The organism is Endozoicomonas sp. 4G, from assembly GCF_023822025.1.
Taxonomy (GTDB): Bacteria; Pseudomonadota; Gammaproteobacteria; order Pseudomonadales; family Endozoicomonadaceae; genus Endozoicomonas_A.
In genome coordinates this window covers 1,973,114-1,993,394 of record NZ_CP082909.1, presented here as the reverse complement: position 1 = coordinate 1,993,394, position 20,281 = coordinate 1,973,114, and the positions used below count along the sequence as shown (strand labels likewise).

The window sequence follows — 20,281 nt, the reverse complement described above, 5'->3', positions numbered from 1 at the left end:
GTCGTTGAAATTGCTTATTTGTAAATCAGGTTAGTCAAAATCCGGAGAGAGGTCGGAGGTTTCTATTCTTTATCACCCTTCTTTCTTTTCTTGTTAGATCGTGACTGGTCATACACTTTTCTTTTGGATCTCTGGTCGGCAGGCAGGTGGGTTTGTTTGTGCGCTTTCAGATTGCTCCTATAGCCGGTGCTGTAGTTGCAGCCCTCATAGTCACACTGCACTTTGGGTCTTCTGGGTCTCTGGTTCCCAGGCAGGTGGGTCTGTTTGTGATTTTTCAGATTGAACTTCCGGTCGGTTCTGTAGTGGCAGCCCTCATGGTCACACTGGTGCGCCTTGATTCTCTTGAGTCTCTGGTCAGCAGGCAGGTGAATCTGTTTGTGCTTTTTCAGATTACCTGAGTAGCCGGTCCTGAACTTGCAGCCCTCATGGTCACATGAGTGCACCTTGGGCAACTTAGGTCTCTGGTCGGCAGGCAAGTGAACCTTTTTGTGCACTTTCAGGTTGCCTGGGTAGTGAGTGCTGTAGTTGCAGCCCTCATGGTCACACTGCACTTTGGGTCTTCTGGGTCTCCGGCCGGGCGCCAGATGAGCCTGTTTGTGCACTTTCAGGTTGCTTGGGTAGTGCGTGCTGTAGTTGCAGCCCTCATGGTCACACTGCACTTTAGGTCTGGGTCTCTGGTCAGCAAGCAGATGGGTCTGCTTGTGTCTGGTCAGATGGCACGCCCGGTTGGCCCTGTAATTGCAGCCCTCATGGTCACACTGCAGCTTTAATTTCTGGTCGCCAGGCCCAGGCAGGTGGATCTGTTCGTGCGTATTCAGATGGCCCCGATGGTCGGTTCTGTAGCCACAGCCCTTATAGCCACATTGGTGCACTTTGAGTCTCAGGTGGACAGGCAGGTGGATCGGTTTGTGCTTTTTCAGATTACCCATGCAGTCGCTGCTGTAGTTGCAACCCTCATGGTCACACTGGTATATCTTGAGTCTCTGGTCGTCAGGCAGATGGGTCTGTTTGTGCGCTTTCAGATTGCCCGTTCGGTTGCTGCTGTAGTTGCAACCCTCATGGCCACACTGGTGCACTTTGGTTATCTTGGGTCTCTTGGGTCTCTGGCCGACAGGCAGGTGGGGCTGTTTATGCGTTTTCAGATGGCCCGTGTGGTCGGTGCTGTAAGCAGGTGCAGTGGCTGTTTCACTGTCTGAAACGGGCTCCTGCTTAATCTTTTTCATTACCAGAATGGTACAATACTGACTGATTTCATTTGATGCTGAAAAAGGATTCAGTGTCGTGGTTAAATACTGAATATCAGATTCGGCGTCATCAACATCGTCTTCATCAGAATGGTTGCCGCTGTTTTCATCAGAGGTACCGCCGTCCTCACTGCCAGAGCCTCCATCAGAGGCTGCCCGACAATAAGCCTTAGCTTCGACGCCGGGGTTATGAGAAAAGTAATATTCTCCTGGTTCCTCAAATCTTTTGTTGCCTCTAAAACGAGGTTGGTTATTTCCGAAGGATGAGGGCTCAACAAAAGGCTTTGAGATATTGATAAGCGCCTCGCCGACAGCCGGAGCGAAGAGCAAAGGCACAGTATTTTCCTGAGCCTGAGCATCAGGGCAATGCACAGAAAAGGCTATGACCAGGGTCAAAATCAATGGTTTTTTGGATAACAAGGCTTGGCTTCTCAGTCGTTGAACTGTTTATTGGGAAGTCAGGTTAGTCAAAATCTAGAGAAAAGTCGGAAGTTTCTTTGCCGTGAAAATGCCCGAATGCATCATTTTCATTGTGCGGGGTGACCGGAAATAAGGTCATGAACATTTGAGGCCAGTTGGGAAGCGGATCATTCTTGATCAACCTTCTTTCTTTTCTTGTTAGATGGCAGCTGGTCATACGCTTTTCTTTTAGGTCTCTGGTCAGCAGGCAGGTGGGTCTGTTTATGCTTTTTCAGATTGCCCGTGTGGCCGGTGCTGAAGTTGCAGCCCTCATGGTCACACTGGTGCACCTTGGGTTTCTTCGATACCTTGGGTCTCCTGGGTCTCTGGTCGGCAGGCAGGTGGATCTGTTTGTGCGTTTTCAAATGACCCGCCCGGTCAGTGCTGTAGTTGCAGCTCTCATGGTCACACTGATGCACCTTGAGTCTCTGGTCGGCAGGCAGGTGGGTCTGTTTGTGCTTTTTCAGATTGCCCGCCCAGTGGCTGATATAGTCGCAGCCTTCATAGTCACACTGGTGCTCCCTGGGTCTCTGGTCGGCAGGCAGATGGATCTGTTTGTGCCTTTTCAGATTGCCCGCCAGATCGGTGATGTATTTGCAACCCTCATGGTCACACTGGTGCACCCTGGGTTTCCTGGGTCTTCTGGGTCTCTGGTCGGCAGGCAGGTGGGTTTGCTTGTGCCTTTTCAGATTGCTCACCTGATCGGCTCTGTAGTTGCAGCCCTTATGGTCACACTGATGCACCTTAAGTCTGTGGTCAGCAGGCAGGTGGATCTGCTTGTGCCTTTTCAGATCGGACGCCTGATAGCAGCTGTAGTCGCAGCCCTCATGGTCACACGGGTACCTCCTTAATCTCTGGTCGGCAGGCAGGTGGGTCTGCTTGTGTTTTTTCAGATTGCTTGCCCGGTCGGTCCTGTAGTTGCAGTCCTCATGGCCACACTGGTGCACCTTTGGTCTCTTGGGTCTCTGGTGGGCAGGCAGGTGGATCTCTTTGTGCATTCTAAGATGGCTTGTGTAGACGGTGCTGTAGTTGCAGCCCTCGTGGTCACACTGGTGCTCCTTGGGCTTTCTGGGCTTTCTGGGCTTCCTGGGTCTCTTGGGTCCCTGGTCAGCAGAGTCTACTTCTGTCACGCCTGTCTCTGACTCAGTGGGGATATTACTGTCTGAAATAAACTCCTGCTCAATCATTTCCAGCCTCAGAGTCGCACAATACTGACTGATTTCGTTTAATGCCCGAAAAGGATCAAGTGTCTTGTTTGCACACTGAACATCAGATTCAGCATCAGCTTCGTCCTGGTCAGAACAGTCGTCGCTGTTTTCGTCAGAGGTACCGCTGTCTTCACTGTCACTGTCTTCGCTGTAGGCACTATCACCTGAGGCTGCCCGACTGTAAGGCTTAGCTTCGACACCAGGGTCAGGTGAGACGCCGGTGGCAGGTGAGACGCCGGTGGCAGGTGAGACGCCGGTGGCAGGTGAGACGCCGGTGGCAGGTGAGACGCCGGTGGCAGGTGAAAAGCAATAGCGAATGACTAGCTTTACGAGGATGTCATCACCGAAGCATACTTGCTCTTGCAGTGTTCCAGCATGCCAACACTGTGTGTCAGAAAGTGGCAGAGCGAAGAGCAAAGGCATACTGGTTTCCTGAGCGTGACCATTAGAGCAACGCACAGAAACGGTCATGGCCAAAATCAAAATCAAAATCAATGGTTGTTTGGATAGCAAGGCCCGTGTTCCCAGTCGTTGAAATGTTTATTGGGAAGTCAGGTTAGTCAAAATCTGGAGAAAGGTCGGAGGTTTCTTTAAGGCGGCTTCGGAGGCGAATCATTCTTTATCACCTTTCTTTTCTTGTTAGATGACGGCTGGTTGTTCGCTTTCCTTTTCCTTTTGGTTCTCTGGTCGGCAGGCAGATGGGTCTGTTTGTGGATTTTCAGATTGCCCGTATGATCGGTGCTGTAATTGCAGCCCTCATGGTCACACTGATGCAGCTTGAGTCTCTGGTCGGCAGGCAGATGGGTCTGTTTGTGGATTTTCAGATTGCCCGTATGATCGGTGCTGTAATTGCAGCCCTCATGGTCACACTGATGCAGCTTGAGTCTCTGGTCGGCAGGCAGGTGGGTCTGTTTGTGCCTTTTCAGACTGCATGCCCGATCGGTGCTGTAGATGCAGCCTTCATGGTCACACTGGTGTACCTTCAGTTTCTTGGGTCTCTGGTCGGCAGGCAGGTGGGTCTCTTTGTGCTTTTTCAGATCTCTCACCCGGTCGGAGCTGTAGTTGCAGCCCTCATGGGCACACTGGTGCCCCCTGGGTCTCTGGTCGGCAGGCAGGTGGGTCCGTTTGTGCTCTTTCAGATTACCCGCCCGGTCAGAGCGGTAGTTGCAGCCCCCATAGTCACACTGGTGCACCTTGAGTCTCTGGTCGGCCGGCAGATGGGTCTTCCTGTGCATTTTCAGACAGCCCATATGGTCAGATCTGTAGTTGCAGCTCCCGTAGTCACAATGGTGCACCCTGAGTCTCTGGTCGGTCGTCAGGTGGGTCCGTTTATGCATTTTCAGATGACCGGTATGGTCGGTTCTGTAGTTGCAGCCCTTATAGGCACACTGGTGCATCTTGGGTCCCTGGTCGATGCTGTCAGCAGGTAAGATCATTTTCAGCTTGTTGGCAGAGTCCGCTTGTGTCACGTCCACCTCCGACTCCTCGGATGTTTCACTCTCTGAAATGAGCTCCTGCTCAATCTTTTCCAGTGCCAGAATCGCACAATACTGATTGATTTCCATTGATACCCGAAAAGGATTAAATGTCGTGCTTACATACTGAACATCGGATTCAGCATCAGATTCATCTTCGTTTGAAGAGTTGTCGCTGCTGTTATCAGAGGTGCCACTGTCTTCGCTACCAGGATCATCCTCAGAGGCTGCCCGACTGTAAGTCCTGGCTTCGACACCAGAGTCAGGAGAGACGCCGGTGGCAGGTGAGACGCCGGTGGCAGGTGAAAAGCAATACTGCTTCAACTCCCACCATTCAATAGCCTCGCTCTCTTCTTCAATGTCGACCTGTGACATGCCCAGGGCATCATTCGTGGATGAGACTTCAATAAAGGGCATCGGGGTGTTGATAAGCACCTTGCCGACAGCCGGAGCGAAGAGCAAAGGCAACCTGTTTTCCTGAGCGTGGTCATTAGGGCAATGCACAGAAAAGGCAATAGCCAAGGCCAAAATCAATGGGTTTTTAGATAGCACCAGCTGGCATCCCAGTCGTTGAAATGTTTATTGGAAAGTCAGGTTAGTCAAAATCTAGAGAAAGGTCGGAGATTTCTTTGAGGCAGCTTCGGAGCCGGATCATTCTTGATCACCCTTCTTTCTTTTCTCGTTAGATAGCGGCTGGTCATACGCTTTTCTTTTGGGTCTTTTGGGTCTCTGGTCGGCAGGCAGGTGGGTCTGTTTATGCGCTTTCAGATTGCCCCTGTGGTCAGTGCTGTAGTTGCAGCCCTTATGGTCACACCGGTACCCCCTGGATCTCTGGTCGGCAGGCAGGTGGGTCTGTTTGTGCGCTTTCAGATGTCTCGCCGAGTCGGTGCTGTAGTTGCAACCCTCATGGTCACACTGGTACTTCCTGGCTCTCTGGTCGGCAGGCAGGTGGGTCTGTTTGTGCTTTTTCACATCGTTCATCCGGTCAGTGCTGTAGTTGCAGCCCTCATGGTCACACTGGTACCCCCTGGATCTAAGGTCGGCAGGCAGGTGGGTCTTTTTGTGCCTTTTCAGATTGCCCGCCAGGTTGGCGATGTAGTTGCAGCCCTCATAGTCACACTGGTACACCCTGGATCTCTGGTGGACAGGCAGGTGGGCCTGTTTGTGATTTTTCAGATTACACATGTAGTCGGTGGCATAGCTGCAACCCTCATGGTCACACTGATGCACCCTGGGTCTATCAGGTCCCCTGGGTCTACGGTCGGCGGGCAGGTTGACCTGGTTGTTAGAAGAGTCTGCTTCTGTCTCGTTTACCTCTGACTGAGTGGTTATTTCACTGTCTGAAACGAGCTCCTGCTTAATCTTTGTCAGTACCAGAGCCGCACAATACTGGTTGATTCCATTTGCTACTCGAAAAGGATTAAGTGACGTGATTACATACTCAACATCAGATTCGGCATCCGCTTCGTTTTCCTTTGAACGGTTGTCACCGTTTTCATCAGAGGTGCTGCTGTCTTCAGTGTCAGAACCCTCATCAGAGGCTGCCCGACGGTAAGTCTTGGCTTCAACGTCAGGGTCAGGAGAAAGGCAATAGCGAGTGTCTGGTTTTAAGAGGATGTCATCACCTAAGCAAACTTGTGGCATATCGTTGTCGTCGCCTTTCGTGGATGAGACGTCAATAAAAGACCTCGGAGTACTGATAAGCATCTTGCCGACAGTCAGGGCGAAGAGCGAAGGCATACTGGTTTCCTGAGCGAAGCCATTAGAGCAATGCACACAAAAGGCAACGGCTAAGTTCAAAATCAATGGTTTTTTGGACAGCAAGGCTTGGCTTCCCGATCGTTGAACTGCTTATTGGGAAATCAGGTTAGTAAAAATCTGAAGAGCTGGGAGGTTTCTTTTAGGGAGGGGTTGGCAGGCGAATCATTCTTGATCACCCTGCTTGCTTTTTTTCTCGGATGACGGCTGGTCATACGCTTTTCTTTTAGGGCTTTTGAGTTTCTTGGCGGCATGCAGGTGAGTCTTTTTGTGCGTATTCAGATTGCCCCTGTGGTTGCTGATAAAGTTGCAGCCTTCATGGTCACACTGGTGCACCTTGGGTCTCCTGGGTCTCTGGTCAGCAGGCAAGTGGGTCTGTTTGTGCGCGTTCAGGTTGCCCTTGTGGTCAGTGTGGTATTTGCAGCTCTCATAGTCACACTGGTGCATCCTGAGTCTCTTGGGTCTTTGTTCGGCAGACAGGTGGGTCTGTTTGTGCTTTTTCAGGTGGCTCACCTTGTTCGCGATGTGGTTGCAGCCCTCATGGTCACACTGATACACCTTGCGTATCTTAGGTCTCAGCTCGGCAGGCAGGTGGGTGGGTTTGTGCCTTTTCAGATGGCTCTTCCGGTCGGTGATGTAGTTGCAGCCCTCATGGTCACACTGATGCACCTTGGGTCTCTTGGGTCTCTGGTCAGCAGGCAGGTGGATCTCTTTGTGCTTTTTCAGATGACACCTGTATCTGGCGCTGTAGTTGCAGCCCTCATGGTCACACTGTTGCACCCAGAGTATCTTGGTTCTACTGGATCCCTGGTGGACAGGCAAGTGGTTCTGTTTGTGCCTTTTCAGACGATGCCGGTAGTCGGTTCTGTAGTTGCAACCATCATGGTCACACTGGTGCACCCTGGTTCTTTGATCCGCAGGCAGGTGGGTCTGTTTGTGCTTTTTCAGATTAGACGAATGGTAGGTGCTGTAGTTGCAACCCTCATGGTCACACTGATGTCTGACTCTCTGGTGGGCAGGCAGGTGAGTCTGTTTGTGTGTTTTCAGATGGCTCGCGTAGCCAGTGTTGTAGTCGCAGCCTTCATGGTCGCACTGGTGCACTCTGGTTTTTTTAAGTCTCTGGTCGGCAGGCAGGTGAGTCTGTTTGTGTGTTTTCAGGTGGCTCACGTTGCCAGTGCTGTAGTTGCAGCCTTCATGGTCGCACTGGTGCACTCTGGTTTTTTTGAGTCTCTGGTCGGCAGGCAGGTGAGTCTGTTTGTGTATTTTCAGAGGGTTCGTTTGATCGCTGCTGCAAGCAGGTGAGGTGATTTCCGGGTGGGTCATGCCTACCTGTGAGTCAATGACTATTTGACTGTCTGAAACGGGCTCCTGCTTAATCTTTTTCAGTGCCAGAGTCGCACAATACTGACTGATTTCATGTGATACCAGAAAAGGATCAAGTGTCGTGGTTACGTACTGAACATCAGAGTCGGCATCCGCTTCATCTTCGTTTGAACGGTTGTCACTGTTTTTATCGTCGCTGTTTTTATCAGAGGTGCCACTGTCTTCACTTTCAGAACCCTCATCAGAGGCTGCCCGACGGTAAGCCTCAGCTTTCGCGCCAGGGTGAGGAGAAAAGCAATAGTTCGCGTCGGGCTCTTGCTTCAGCTCCCACCATTCAATGGCTTCGCTCTCTTCTTCAATACCTTCTGGTGGAAGCAAAGGCAACCTGTTTTCCTGAGCGTGGCCATTAGAACTATGCGCAGAAAAGGCAACGGCCAAGATCAAAGTCAATAATTTTTTGAACAGCAAGGCCTGGTTTCCCAGTTATTGAATTGTTTATTGGGAAATCAGGTTAGTCAAAATTTGGAGAGGTCGGAGGTTTCATTCTTGATTACCCTTCTTTCTTTTCTTGTTAGGTCGTGACTGATCATACGCTTTTCTTTTAGGCCTCTGGTCGGCAGGCAGGTGGACCTGTTTGTGCTTTTTCAGATTGCCCGTGTAGATGGTGATGTAGTTGCAGCCTTCATGGTCACACCGATGCCCCCCGGGCCGCTGGTCGGCAGGCAGGTGAGTCTGCTTGTGCTGTTTCAGATGGCTCTTCTGGTCGCTTCTGTAACTGCAGCCTTCATGGTCACACTGGTGCACCTTGGGCCGCTGGTCGGCAGGCAAGTGGGTTCGCTTGTGCTTTTTCAGATCGCTCGTATAGACAGTGCTGTAATTGCAGCCCACATGGTCGCACTGGTGCACCCTCCGCTGGTCAGCAGGCAGGTGGATCTGCTTGTGCGTTTTCAGACTGCCGCTGTTATCGGTGATATAGTCGCAGCCCTCATGGTCACACCGGTGCACCTTGAATCTCTGGTCGGCAGGCAGGTGGATCTGCTTGTGCTTTTCCAGATTGCTCCTGTAGTCAGTGATATAGTCGCAGCCCTCATGGTCACACTGGTGCACCTTGGGCCGCTGGTCGGCGGGCAGGTGGGTCTGCTTGTGCTGTTTCAGATGGCTCTTCTGGTCGCTGCTGTAGCTGCAGCCTTCATGGTCACACTGGTGCACCTTGAGCCGCTGGTCGACAGGCAGGTGGGTTCGCTTGTGCTTTTTCAGATCGCCCGCACAGACAGTGCTGTAATTGCAGTCCCCATGGTCACACTGGTGCACTCTCCGCTGGTCGGCAGGCAGGTGTCTCTGCTTGTGCTTTTTCAGATTGCTCGTGTAGTTGCTGATGTAATTGCATCCCTCATGGTCGCACGGGTGCTCCTTGAGTTTCCCGGGTCTCTGGTCAACCCGCTGTCGGTGCTTTGACTCGTTGGGTGTTTTACTGTCTGAATTAGACTCCTGATCAATCATTTTCAGTCTCAGGGTCGCACAATACTGACTCATTTCGTTTAATGCTTGAAAAGAGTCAGGTGCCTTGTTTACAGGTTGAACATCCGTTTCTTCTTCGTCAGAACGGTTGTCGCTGCTTTCATCAAAGGTACCGCTGTCTTCACTGTCACTGTCTTCGCTGTAGGCACTATCATCAGAGGCTGCCCGATTAGCTTCGACACCAGGGTCAGGTGAAAAACAAGAGCGACTGCCTGGCTTTAAGAGGATGTCATCACCAAAGCAAACTCGTGGCATGTCGAAGTGGTACCATTCAATGCCCTCTTCTCCTGGTTCCTCTGGTAGCCCATCCCAGACTGGGATATGCGCTCTGCCGACAGCTAGAGTGCCGACAGCGGGAGTGCCGACAGCGAAAGAAAAGAGCAAAGGCAACCTGTTTTCCTGAGCGTAGCCATTAGAGCAATGCACAGAAACAGCCACGACCAAGATCAGAATCAATGTTTTTTTGGATAACAAGGCTTGGCTTCCCAGTCGTTGAAATGCTTACTGGTAAGTCAGGTTAGTCAAAATCCGGGGAGAGGTCGGAGCTTTTATTCTTGATCACCCTTCTTTCTTTTCGCGTTATTCTCGTTAGAGGGTGGCTGGTCATACGCTCTTCTTTTGGGTCTTTTGGCTCTCTGGTCGGCAGACAGGTGGGTCTGTTTGTGCTTTTTCAAATTGCCCGTGTAGTTGGTGATGTAGTTGCAGCCTTCATGGTCACACTGGTAAACCTTGGGTTTCTTGAGTCTCTGGTTGACAGGCAGGTGGGTCTCTTTGTGCCTTTCCAGATGGTCTGCCCGGTCGGTGCTGTAGTTGCAGCCCTCACAATGGTACCTCTTATGTCTCTGGTCGACAGGCAGGTGGGTCTGTTTGTGTATTTTCAGATGACTCACATAATCGGTGCTGTAGTCGCAGCCCTCATGGTCACACTGGTACAGCTTGTGTCTCTGGTCGGCAGGCAGATGGGTCTTTTTGTGCATTTTCAGATGGCTCACATAATCGGTGCTGTAGTAGCAGTCCTCATGGTCACACTGGTGCAGCTTGTGTCTCTGGTCGGCAGGCAGGTGGGTCTGTTTGTGCTTTTTCAGATTGCCCGCATAGCTGGTTCCGAAGTTGCACCCCTCATAGTCACACTGGCGCAATCTGGTTCTCTGGTGGGCAGTCAGACGGGGCTGTTTGTGCGTTTTCAGATGGTCCATATGATCGCTGCCAGAGGCAGGTAAGGTGATTTCCAGCGGGTTAACAGAGCTCATGTCTGTCACGTCTACTTCTGCATCAGTAGGTTTTTCACTGTCTGAAACGGGCTCCTGCTTAATCTTTTTCAATGCCAGAGCCGCACAATACTGACTGATTTCATTTGATACAGGAAAAGGATTAAGTGTCGTGGTGACATACTGGACATCAGCATCAGCTTCGTTTTTGTCCGTGCTGTTGTCGCTGTTTTTATCAGAGGTGCTGCTATCTTCACTGCCACTGTCTTCGCTGTCGGCACTATCATCAGAAGCTGCCCGACGGTAAGTCTTGAATTTGATGCCGTAGTCAGGAGAGACGCCGGTGGCAGGAAAGACGCCGGTGGCAGGAAAAAAGCAATAGCGTTCCGGTAGCCCATCCCGGACTGGGTAAAGCGCCTTGCCGACAGCCAGAGCAAAGAGCAAAGGCATACTCACTTCCTCAGCGAAGCCATTAGAGCAATGCACAGAAAAGGCCATGGCCAAAATCAATGATTTTTTGAATAGCAAAGCCGAGGATTCCAGTCGTTGAAATGTTTATTGAAAAATCAGGTTAGTCAAAATCTGGAAAATGGTCGGAGGTTTCTTTACGGCGGGTTGGAAGGCCTCATTCTTTATCGCCCTTCTTTCTTTTCGCGTTAGATCGCGGCTGCTCATACGCTTTTCTTTTGGGTCTTTTGGGTTCCTGGTCGGTAGACAGGTGGGTCTGTTTGTGCCTTTTCAGATGGCCCGTATGATCGGTGCTGTAGTCGCAGCCTTTATGATCACAGTGATGCACCTTGGGTCTCTGGCAGCCAGGCAGGTGGGTCTTTTTGTGCATGTTCAGATTACTCATCCGGTCGCTTCTGTAGTTGCAGCCCTCATGGTCACACTGGTGCACCCTGGGTCTCTGATCGGCAGGCAGGTGGGTGTGCCTGTGCTTTTTCAGATGCTCCGTCCGGCCAGTGCCGTAATGACAGCCCCGATAATCACACTGGTGCATCTTGCGTCTCCTGGGTCTCTGACAGGCAGGCAGGTGGGTCTGTTTGTGCATTTTCAGATTGCCCGCCTGATTGCTGCGGTAGTTGCAGCCCTCGTGGTCACACTGGTGCACCCTGGATCGCTGGTCGGCAGGCAGGTGGGTCTGTTTATGCCTGCTCAGATGACCCGGATATTCGGTGCTGTAGTTGCAGCCCTCATGATCACAATGGTGCCCCCTGAGTCTCTTGGATCTTTGGTCGGCAGGCAAGTGGGTTTGTTTGTGCCTTTTCAAGCCCTCGGCCCGATCGGTGCTGTAGTTGCAGCCCTCATGGTCACACTGGTGCGCCTTGACTCTCTGGTCGGCAGGCAGGTGGGTCTGTTGGTGCGCTTTCAGATGGCTAATGTAGCCAGTGCTGTAGTCGCAGCCCTCATGGTCACAATGGTGCACTCTGGGCTTCCTGGGTTTCTGGTCGGCAGGCAGGTGAATATGTTTGTGCGATTTCAGGTGCCCCTTGTGGTGGGTGCGGTAGTTGCAGCCCCCATGGTCACACTGGTGTACCTTGAACTTCCTGGGTCTCTGGTCGGCAGGCAAGTGGGTCTGTTTGTGCCTTTTCAGACCTTCGGCCCGATCAGTGCTGTAGTTGCAGCCCTCATGGTCACACTGGTGCCCCTTGAGTCTCTGGTCGGCAGGCAGGTGGATCTTTTTGTGTTTTTTCAGATTGCCCTTATGGTCGGAGCTGTAGTCGCAGCCCTCATGGTCACAATGGTGCGCCTTGACTCTCTGGTCGGCAGGCAGGTGGATCTGTTTGTGTTTTTTCAGATTGCCCACATAGTCGGAGCTGTAGTCGCAACCCTCATGGTCACACTGGTGCAGCTTGGGTTTCTTGGGTCTCAGAGTCGCACAATACTGACTGAATTCGATTAATGCCCGAAAAGGATCCAGTGTCGTGTTTTCACACTGAGCATCAGATTCAGTTTCGTCTTCGTCAGAACAGTTGTCGCTGTTTTCATCAGAGGTGTCGCTGTCTTCACTGCCACTGTCTTCGCTGTAGGCACTATCATCAGAGGCTGCCCGACTGTAAACCTCAACTTCGACGCCAGTGGCAGGAAAGACGCCGGTGGCAGGAAAGACGCCGGTGGCAGGAAAAAAGCAATAGCGTTCCGGTAGCACATCCCAGGCTGGGAAAAACGCCTTGCCGACAGCCAGAGCGAAGAGCAAAGGCAAGCTGTTTTCCTGAGCCTGGCCTTTAGAGCAATGCACAGAAAAGGCAATAGCCAAAGCCAAAATCAATGATTTTTTGGATAGCAAGGTCTGAATTCCCAGCCGTTGAACTGCTTATTGGAAATTCAGGTTAGTCAAAATCCGCAGAGAGGTTGGAGATTTCTTTGAGGCGGGCTGGAGGGCCTCATTCTTTATCACCCTTCTTTCTTTTCGCGTTAGATGGCGGCTGATCATGCGCTTTTCTTTTGGGTCTCTGGTAGCCAGGCAGGTGGGTCTTTTTGTGCTTTTTCAGATGGCTCGTGTAGTCGGTTCTGAAGTCGCAGCCCTCATGGTCACACTGGTGCACCCTGGGTCTCTGGTCGGCAGGCAGGTGGGTCAGTTTGTGCACTTTCAGATTGCTCGCATGGCCGCTGCCGAAGTTGCAGCCCTCATGGTCGCACTGGTGCCTGGGCCTCTGGTCGGCAGGCAGGTGGGTCTGTTTGTGCCTTTTCAGATGGGTTTTGTAGTCGGTTCTGAAGTCGCAGCCCTCATGGTCACACTCACACTGCTGCACCACCCTGAGACTCTGGTCGGCAGACAGGTGGGTCTGTTTGTGCCTTTTCAGATGGCTCTTGTAGTTGCTTCTGAAGTCGCAGCCCTCATGGTCACACTGGTGCACCTTGGGTCTCTGGTCGGCAGGCAGGTGGATCCGTTTGTGCCTTTTCAGATGGCTCATGTAGTTGGTTCTGAAGTCGCAGCCCTCATGGTCACACTGGTACCCCCTGAGTCTCTGGTCGGCAGGCAGGTGGGTCTGTTTGTGTACTTTCAGATTGCTCGCCTGGCCACTGCTGTAGTTGCAGCCCTCATGGTCGCACTGGTGCCTGGGCCTCTGGTCGGCAGGCAGGTGGGTCTGTTTGTGCCTTTTCAGATGGCTCGGGTAGTCGGTTCTGAAGTCGCAGCCCTGATGGTCGCACTGGTGCCTGGGTCTCTGGTCGGCAGGCAGGTGGATCTGTTTATGCACTTTCAGATTGCCCCTATAATCGGTGCTGAAGTTGCAGCCCTCATGATCGCACTGGTGCCTGGGTCTCTGGTCGGCAGGCAGGTGGGTCCGTTTGTGCGCTTTCAGATTGCCCCTATGGTCGGTGCTGAAGTCGCAGCCCTCATGGTCGCACTGGAGCCTGAGTCTCTGGTCGGCAGGCAGGTGGGTCTGTTTGTGCGCTTTCAGATTGCCCCTATGGTCGGTGCTGAAGTCGCAACCCTGATAGTCACACTGGTGCACCTTGGTTTTCTTGGGTCTCTGGCCTGCTTGAGTTAGGGCTTGAGTCAGCTCTACCCCTGACTGAGGGGGTATTTTACTGTCTGAAATGGACTCCTGTTCATTCATTTCCAGTCCCAAAGTCGCACAATACTGACTGAATTCGATTAATGCCCGAAAAGAACCCTGTGTCGTGTTTTCACACTGAACATCAGATTCAGTTTCGTCTTCGTCAGAACAGTTGTCGCTGTTTTCATCAGAGGTGTCGCTGTCTTCACTGCCACTGTCTTCGCTGTCACTGTCTTCGCTGTAGGCACTATCATCAGGGGCTGCCCGACTGTAAGCCTTAGTCTCGACGCCGGTGGCAGGAAAAACGCCGGTGGCAGGAGAAAAGCAATAGCGTTCCGGTAGCACATCCCGGACTGGGAAAAGCGCCTTGCCAACATCCAGAGCGAAGAGCAAAGGCATACTCATTTCCTGAGCGTGGCCATTTGAGCAATGCACAGAAAAGGCAATGGCCAAAGCCAAAATCAATAATTTTTTGGATAGCAAGGTCTGGGTTCCCAGTCGGATCATTCTTGATCACCCTTCTTTCTTTTCTCGTTAGATGGCAGCGGGTCATACGCTTTTCTTTTGAGCTTCTGGTTGGTAGGCAGGTGGGTCGCTTGGTGCCTTTTCAAATTGCCCGACAAATCAGTGCTGTAGTGGCAACCCTCATGGTCACACTGGTGAACCTTGAGTCTCTGATCAGCAGGCAGGTGGATCAGTTTGTGTTTTTTCAAATTGTTTATACGTTGAGTGCTGTAGTTGCAGCCTTCGTGGTCACACGGGTGTACTCTGGTATCTTTGAGTCTCCAGTAGGCAGGCAGGTGGGTCTTTTGGTGCTTTTTCAAATTACTCGACAGATCGGTGCTGTAGTAGCACCCCCTATAGTCACACTGGTGAACCTTGAGTCTCTGGTCGGCAGGCAGGTGGGTCTGTTGGTGCTTTTTCAAATTGCCCGGCACATCGCTGCTGTAGTAGCAACCCTTATGGTCACACTGGTGAACCTTGAGTCTCTGGTCGGCAGGCAGATGGGTCTTTTTGTGCACGTTCAGATTGCTCCTGTGGTCGGTTCTATAGTTGCAGCCCTCATGGTCACACTGGTGCACCCTGGGTCTCTGGTCGACAGGCAGGTGAGTCTGTTTGTGCTTTTTCAGATTGTCCGACCGGGCAGAGCTGTAGTTGCAGCCTGCATGGTCACACTGGTGCTTGCGTCTCTGGTCGGCAAGCCGGTGGATCTGCTTGTGCGTTTTCAGTCTCAGAGTCGTATAATGCTGACTGATTTCGTTTAATGTTCGAAAATGATAAAACGCCCTGTCTACAAACTTAACATCAGATTCGGCATCAACTTCGTCTTCGTTTGAACTGTTTTCGCTACTTTCATCAGAGGTGCTACTGTCTTCAATGTCAGAACCCTCATCAGAGGTGCTGCTGTCGCCAGTGTCAGAACCCTCATCAGAGGTACCGCTGTCGCCAGTGTCAGAACCCTCATCAGAGGTACCGCTGTCGCCAGTGTCAGAACCCTCATCAGAGGTACTGCTGTCGCCAGTGTCAGAACCCTCATCAGAGGTGCTGCTGTCTTCAGTGTCAGAACCCTCATCAGAGGCTGCCCGGCTGCAAGCCTTGACTTCAACGCCAGGGTCAGGACAAAAGCAATATTGGGTATCTGGCTTTAAGAAGATGTCATCACCGAAGCAAACTCCTGCCGTATCGCAGTCGTTTGCCTCAGGTTCTAGCGTCAGCTCCCACCATTCAATGGCCTCGCTCCCTTCTTCCATTTCCGGTAGAGCACCCCGGATCGGGAAAAGCGCCTTGCCAACAGCCAGATTGAAAAGCAAAGGCAACCTGTTTTCCTGAGTTTGGCTACTAGAGCAATTTACAGAAAAGGCAATGGCCAAAATCAAAATCAAAATCAATGGTTTTTCAGGTAGCAAGGCCTGGATTCGCCGTCGGATCATTTTTGATCACCCTTCTTTCTTTTCTCGTTAGATGGCGGCTGATCATACGCTTTCCTTTTGGGCCTCAGGTGTGTCCGTTTGTGCCTTTTCAGATGGCTTGTATGGTCGGTGCTGTAGTTGCAGCCTTCATGGTTACACTGGTGCCTTCTGGATCTCTGCTCGGCAGGCAAGTGGGTTTGTTTGTGTATTTTCAGATTGCCCATTCGGCCAGTTTTGTAGTTGCAGCCCTTATGGTCACACTGGTACCTTGCGGATCTCTGCTCGGCAGGCAGGTGGGTTTGTTTGTGTATGTTCAGATGGTCAGCCCGGTTGGTGCTGTAGCCGCAGCCCTCATGGTCGCAATGGCCCATCTTGGGTTTCTTGGGTCTCTGGTCGGCAGGCAAGTGTGTCTGTTTGTGCCTTTTCAGATGGCCTGTATGGTCGGTGCTGTAGTTGCAGCCCTCATGGTCACAATGGTAGCTTCTGGGTCTCTGCCCGGAAGGCAGGTGGATTCGTATGTGTATTTTCAGATTGCCCATTCGGTCGGTGCTGTAGTTGCAGCCCTTCTGGTCACACTGGTGCATTCTGGGTCTCTGCTCGGCAGGCAGGTGGGTAGGTTTGTGCATTTGCAGATGGTCAACCCGGTCGGTCCTGTAGTCGCAGCCCTTATGTTCACACTGGTGCATCCTGAACCTCTGGTCGACAGGCAGGTGGACCTGTTGGTGCCTTTTCAGATGGCTCGCCTGATCGGTGCTGAAAGTGGGTATTTTACTGTCTGAAATGGAGTCCTGTTTAATGATTTCCTGACTCAGAGCCGCACAATACTGACTGAATTCGTTTAATGCTCGATAAGGATCAACTGTCGTGTTTGCAGACTGAACATCAGATTCGGTATCAGCTTCGTCTCCGTCTGAACTGCTTTCGCTGCTTTTATCAAAGGTGCTGCTGTCTTCACTGCCACTGTCTTCGCTGTCACTGTCTTCGCTGTCGGCACCATCATCAGAGGCTGCCCGACTGTAAGCCTTGACTTCGATGCCAAAATCAGGAGAAAAACAATATCGGGTGTCTGGCTCTTCCTGCGCGTGACCAGTAGAGCAATGTACAGAAAAAGCCATGGCCAAAATCAAAATCAATGTTTTTTTGAATAGCAAGGCTCAGTTTCCTGGTGTTTGGAATGCTTACTGGAAAATCAGGTTAGTCAAAATCTGAAGAAATGTCGGAGTTTTCTTTAAGGCGGGATGCTTTATCACTCTTTTTCCTTTTCTTGTTAGATGGCGATGGGTCATGCGCTTTTCTTTTGGGTCTTCCAAGCCTCTGGTCGGCAGGCAGATGAGTCTGTTTGTGCCTTTTCAGATTGCCCTTGTGGTCGGTGCTGTAATGGCAGCCCTCATGGTCACACGAGTACACCTTGGGTCTTTTGGGTCTCTGGTCGGCAGGCAGGTGGGTCTGTCTGTGCTTGTTCAGATGCCCCTTTTGGCGGGCTCTGTAATGACAGCCCTCATGGTCACACTGATATAGCTTGGGTCTCTGGTCGACAGGCAGGTGGCTCATTTTGTGCTTTCCCAGATAGTCCGTGCGGTAGGTTCTGTAATTGCAGCCCTCATGGTCACACAGGTACATTTCCGGCCTTTGGTCGGCAGGCAGGTGGATCTGTTGGTGTTTTTTCAAACGGAACTTGTGGTAGGAACCGTAATTGCAGCCCTCATGGTCACACTTCAACCAGGGTCTCTTGGGTCTCTTGAGTTTCTGGTCGGCAGGCAGGTGGATCTGTTGGTGCTTTTTCAAATTGGATGCCTGTTTGCAGCTGTAGTTACAGCCCTCATGGTCACACTGGTACACCCTGAGTCTCTGGTCGTCAGGCAGGTGGGTCTGTTGGTGCCTTTTCAGATGGTCCGCCCGGCTAGCGCTGTAGCCGCAGCCCTCATGGTCACACGGGTGCACTCTGGCTTTTTTGGGTCTCTGCTCAGTAGGCAAGTGAGTCTGTTGGTGCTTATACAGATTGCTCCTGTAGTAGCTGCTGAAGTGGCAGCCCTCATGGTCACACTGCCACGCCTCGACTTTCTGGTCAGCAGACAAATGGGTCTGTTTATGCGTTTTCGGATTAGGTATTTCACTGTCTAAAACGGGCTTCGGCTCCTGCTTAATTTTTCTCAGTTCCATAGCTGTACAATACTGACTGATTTCATCGGATACCGGAAACGGGTTCAGTGTCGTGGCTACATACTCAACATCAGATTCGGTATCAGATTCAGTATCAGATTCAGTATCAGATTCGTCTTCGTTTGAACGGTTGTCGCTGTTTTTATCAGAGGTGCCGTTGTCTTCACTGCCACTGTCTTCGCTGTCGGCACTATCACTAGGAGCCCGGCTGTAAGCCTTAGCTCCGACGCCAGGGTCAGAAAAAAAGCAATACCACTCAATAGCCCCGCCCTCCTCTTCAAAAGACCTCAGAGTGCTGATAAGCGTCTTGCTGGCAGTCAGAGCGAAGAGCAAAGGCATACTATATTCCTGAGCGAAGCCATTAGAGCAATGCACACAAAAGGCAACGGCTAAGTTCAAAATCAATGGCTTTTTGGATAGCAAGGTTTGGCTTCCCAATCAATGAATTGTTTATTGGTAAGTCAGGTTAGTCAAAATCTGGAGAAAGGAGAGAGGCCTGAACAAAAAATTCCAACGGGTAGCTTGATGGTAAATACCCTAATGAGGTTGTTTTAACGAATGTACATCATAGCTGGCCAGAGACGCTGGAAGCACTGTTGCAAAAATACTTGTCCACTGGAATTTTGCACTACTGCGTGAACTACTCGCCCCTAAAGGAGCGAGCTTCCAATACTAAGCAAGCTACCGGAGTAGTTACCGTTCTTTTCTTTTTTGACGTTTCACTGCGAGCTGCGGAAGAGGGTTTGCCCTCGCTTCCCGACTTACATTTCGCTCCACGTCCTTTAGTTAGCACAGGAATTCCTTTGCCAACCAACTCCGTTCCAGCAGGCGAGAGTTTACATACAATATCCTGGGTCTTGACATTGAGCTCACCTCACCCTGGCCTAAGAACCTATTAAAGGATTAGTGCAGCTAAGCCTTGGTATCCGTATAGTCCGCCCGCTCCCCACGCAGAGCGTGGGAACGAGGGCGGCTTGGGAGACAGATCATTCTTTATCACCCTTCTTTCTTTTCCGGTTAGATGGCGGCTGGTCATGCGCTTTTCTTTTGGGTCTTTTGGTTCTCTGGTCGGCAGGCAGGTGGGTCTGTTTGTGCCTTTTCAAATGGCTCGTATAGCTGGTGCTGTAGTCGCAGCCTTCATGGTCACACTGACGCACCTTGGGTCTTTTGGGTCTATGGTCAGCAGGCAGATGAATCTGTTTGTGCTTTTTCAGATCGCTCGCGTAGCCGGTGCTGTAGTCGCAGCCCTCATGGTCACACTGGTGCGTTTTGGATCTCTGCCCGGCAAGCAGGTGAATCTGTTTGTGCCTTTTCAGATAGCTCGGCTGCTGGCTTATGTACTTGCACCCCTCATGGTCACACTGGAGCACTTTGGATCTCTGCTCGGCTGGCAGGTGGCTCTGTTTGTGTGCTTTCAGATTGCCGGGGTGATCGGTGCTATATTTGCAGCCCTCATAGTCACACTGGTGCACTTTCGATCTCTGCTCGGCTGGCAGGTGGGTCTTTTTGTGCATTTTCAGAGACCAGGCATAGTGGGTGCTGTGGTCGCAGCCCTCATGGTCACAGTGGTGCACTTTGGGTCTTTTGGGTCTATCGTCGGCAGGCAGGTGGGTCTGTTTGTGCTTGTTCAGATGTCCCGTATGCACGGTTCTGTAATTGCAGCCTTCATAGTCACATTGCTTCATTATGGTTCTCTGGTCGACAGGCAGGTGGGTCTGTTTGTGCGTTTTCAGATGACTCGTGTAGCCGGTGCCGTAGTTGCAGCCCTCATGGTCACACTGGTGCACTTTGGGTCTTTTGGGTCTTTTGGGTCTCTGGCCGGCAGGCAGGTTCACTTCTATCTCTGACTCAGTGGCTATTTCACCGTCTGAAACGGACGCCTCGTTAATCATTCCCAGTCTCAGAGTCACACAATACTGACTCATTTCGTTGAGTGCTTGAAAAGGATCAGGTGCCGTGTTTACACATTGAACATCCGTTTCGTCTTCGTCTGAATCCTTATCGCTGTTGTCATCAGAGGTGCCGCTGTCCTCACTTTCAGAACCTTCATCAGAGGCTGCCTGACGGTAAGCCTTAGCTTTGACATCAGGGTCAGGAGAAACGCCGGTGGCAGGAAAAACCCCGGTGGCAGGAAAGCAATAGCGAGTGTCTGGCTGTTCCTCAGGCACTTTATGACCTCTAAAGCAACAGAGCATCAGACTCCCTCTTTGTTTGGCCGTTGCAATAATTTCACGTTGCTGATTGTCTCCTTGCTGTATCTCAGTGGCGATAGCTTTAGCAATAGAGTCAAGTTCTGTTGGCACATCCCGGACCGGGATAAGCATCTTGCTGACAGCCAGAGATAAGAGCAAAGGCAACCTGTTTTCCTGAGCGTAGTCATTAGAGCAATGCACAGAAATGGCAATGTCCAAGATCAAAATCAATGTTTTTTTGGATAGCAAGGCCTGAGTTCCCAGTTGTTGAACTGTTTATTGGAAAATCAGGTTAGTCAAAATCTGGAGAAAGGTCGGAGGTT

The 20,281-nt window shown here is 51.4% G+C and carries 13 protein-coding genes; all 13 read right to left on the bottom strand.

All coding sequences use genetic code 11. The features are described 5' to 3' along the window. Positions 1–62 precede the first annotated feature (62 nt). Positions 63–1,664 carry a hypothetical protein gene (locus tag K7B67_RS07820; RefSeq protein WP_252179785.1) on the bottom strand — a complete coding sequence of 534 codons (1,602 nt, stop codon included), beginning with the start codon at positions 1,662–1,664 and terminating at the stop codon, positions 63–65. A 167-nt stretch (positions 1,665–1,831) separates the two neighbouring features. Then, positions 1,832–3,424, bottom strand: a complete 1,593-nt coding sequence (locus K7B67_RS07815; protein WP_252179784.1) for a hypothetical protein — start codon at positions 3,422–3,424, stop codon at positions 1,832–1,834. A 77-nt stretch (positions 3,425–3,501) separates the two neighbouring features. Then, on the bottom strand, positions 3,502–4,938 hold the full coding sequence (locus K7B67_RS07810; protein WP_252179783.1) for a hypothetical protein: 1,437 nt from the start codon (positions 4,936–4,938) through the stop codon (positions 3,502–3,504). A 99-nt stretch (positions 4,939–5,037) separates the two neighbouring features. Next, a complete protein-coding gene (locus K7B67_RS07805; RefSeq protein ID WP_252179782.1) occupies positions 5,038–6,210 on the bottom strand; it encodes a hypothetical protein in 1,173 nt (390 codons plus the stop codon). A 99-nt stretch (positions 6,211–6,309) separates the two neighbouring features. Beyond that, positions 6,310–7,935 carry a hypothetical protein gene (locus K7B67_RS07800; RefSeq protein ID WP_252179781.1) on the bottom strand — a complete coding sequence of 542 codons (1,626 nt, stop codon included), beginning with the start codon at positions 7,933–7,935 and terminating at the stop codon, positions 6,310–6,312. Between the two features lie 72 nt (positions 7,936–8,007). Further along, positions 8,008–9,459, bottom strand: coding sequence for a hypothetical protein (locus K7B67_RS07795; RefSeq protein WP_252179780.1), 1,452 nt, complete (start codon positions 9,457–9,459; stop codon positions 8,008–8,010). 74 nt (positions 9,460–9,533) lie between these two features. Next, positions 9,534–10,721, bottom strand: coding sequence for a C2H2-type zinc finger protein (locus K7B67_RS07790; protein ID WP_252179779.1), 1,188 nt, complete (start codon positions 10,719–10,721; stop codon positions 9,534–9,536). Between the two features lie 97 nt (positions 10,722–10,818). Continuing rightward, the gene (locus K7B67_RS07785) at positions 10,819–12,480 is read right to left on the bottom strand and encodes a C2H2-type zinc finger protein (protein ID WP_252179778.1); all 1,662 of its coding nucleotides are present in this window, start codon (positions 12,478–12,480) and stop codon (positions 10,819–10,821) included. A gap of 97 nt (positions 12,481–12,577) precedes the next feature. Continuing rightward, positions 12,578–14,179, bottom strand: a complete 1,602-nt coding sequence (locus tag K7B67_RS07780; RefSeq protein WP_252179777.1) for a C2H2-type zinc finger protein — start codon at positions 14,177–14,179, stop codon at positions 12,578–12,580. Between the two features lie 20 nt (positions 14,180–14,199). After that, entirely contained in the window at positions 14,200–15,627 is a 1,428-nt protein-coding gene (locus K7B67_RS07775; protein ID WP_252179776.1) for a hypothetical protein, read from the bottom strand. Next, positions 15,624–16,757 (bottom strand): C2H2-type zinc finger protein, encoded by a 1,134-nt coding sequence (locus tag K7B67_RS07770; RefSeq protein ID WP_252179775.1) that lies wholly within the window; start codon positions 16,755–16,757, stop codon positions 15,624–15,626. The genes K7B67_RS07775 and K7B67_RS07770 overlap by 4 nt, the downstream gene beginning before the upstream one ends. Positions 16,758–16,800: 43 nt before the next feature. Next, complete coding sequence (locus K7B67_RS07765; protein WP_252179774.1) at positions 16,801–18,189, bottom strand: MSCRAMM family adhesin SdrC; 1,389 nt, start codon at positions 18,187–18,189, stop codon at positions 16,801–16,803. A 563-nt stretch (positions 18,190–18,752) separates the two neighbouring features. Continuing rightward, entirely contained in the window at positions 18,753–20,207 is a 1,455-nt protein-coding gene (locus K7B67_RS07760; RefSeq protein WP_252179773.1) for a C2H2-type zinc finger protein, read from the bottom strand. Between the last annotated feature and the right edge of the window lie 74 nt (positions 20,208–20,281).

What these genes read in the sequence shown, in the direction of transcription:
- K7B67_RS07775 (WP_252179776.1), bottom strand. Translation starts at nt 15,627, where the DNA reads ATGATCCGACGGCGAATCCAGGCCTTGCTACCTGAAAAACCATTGATT.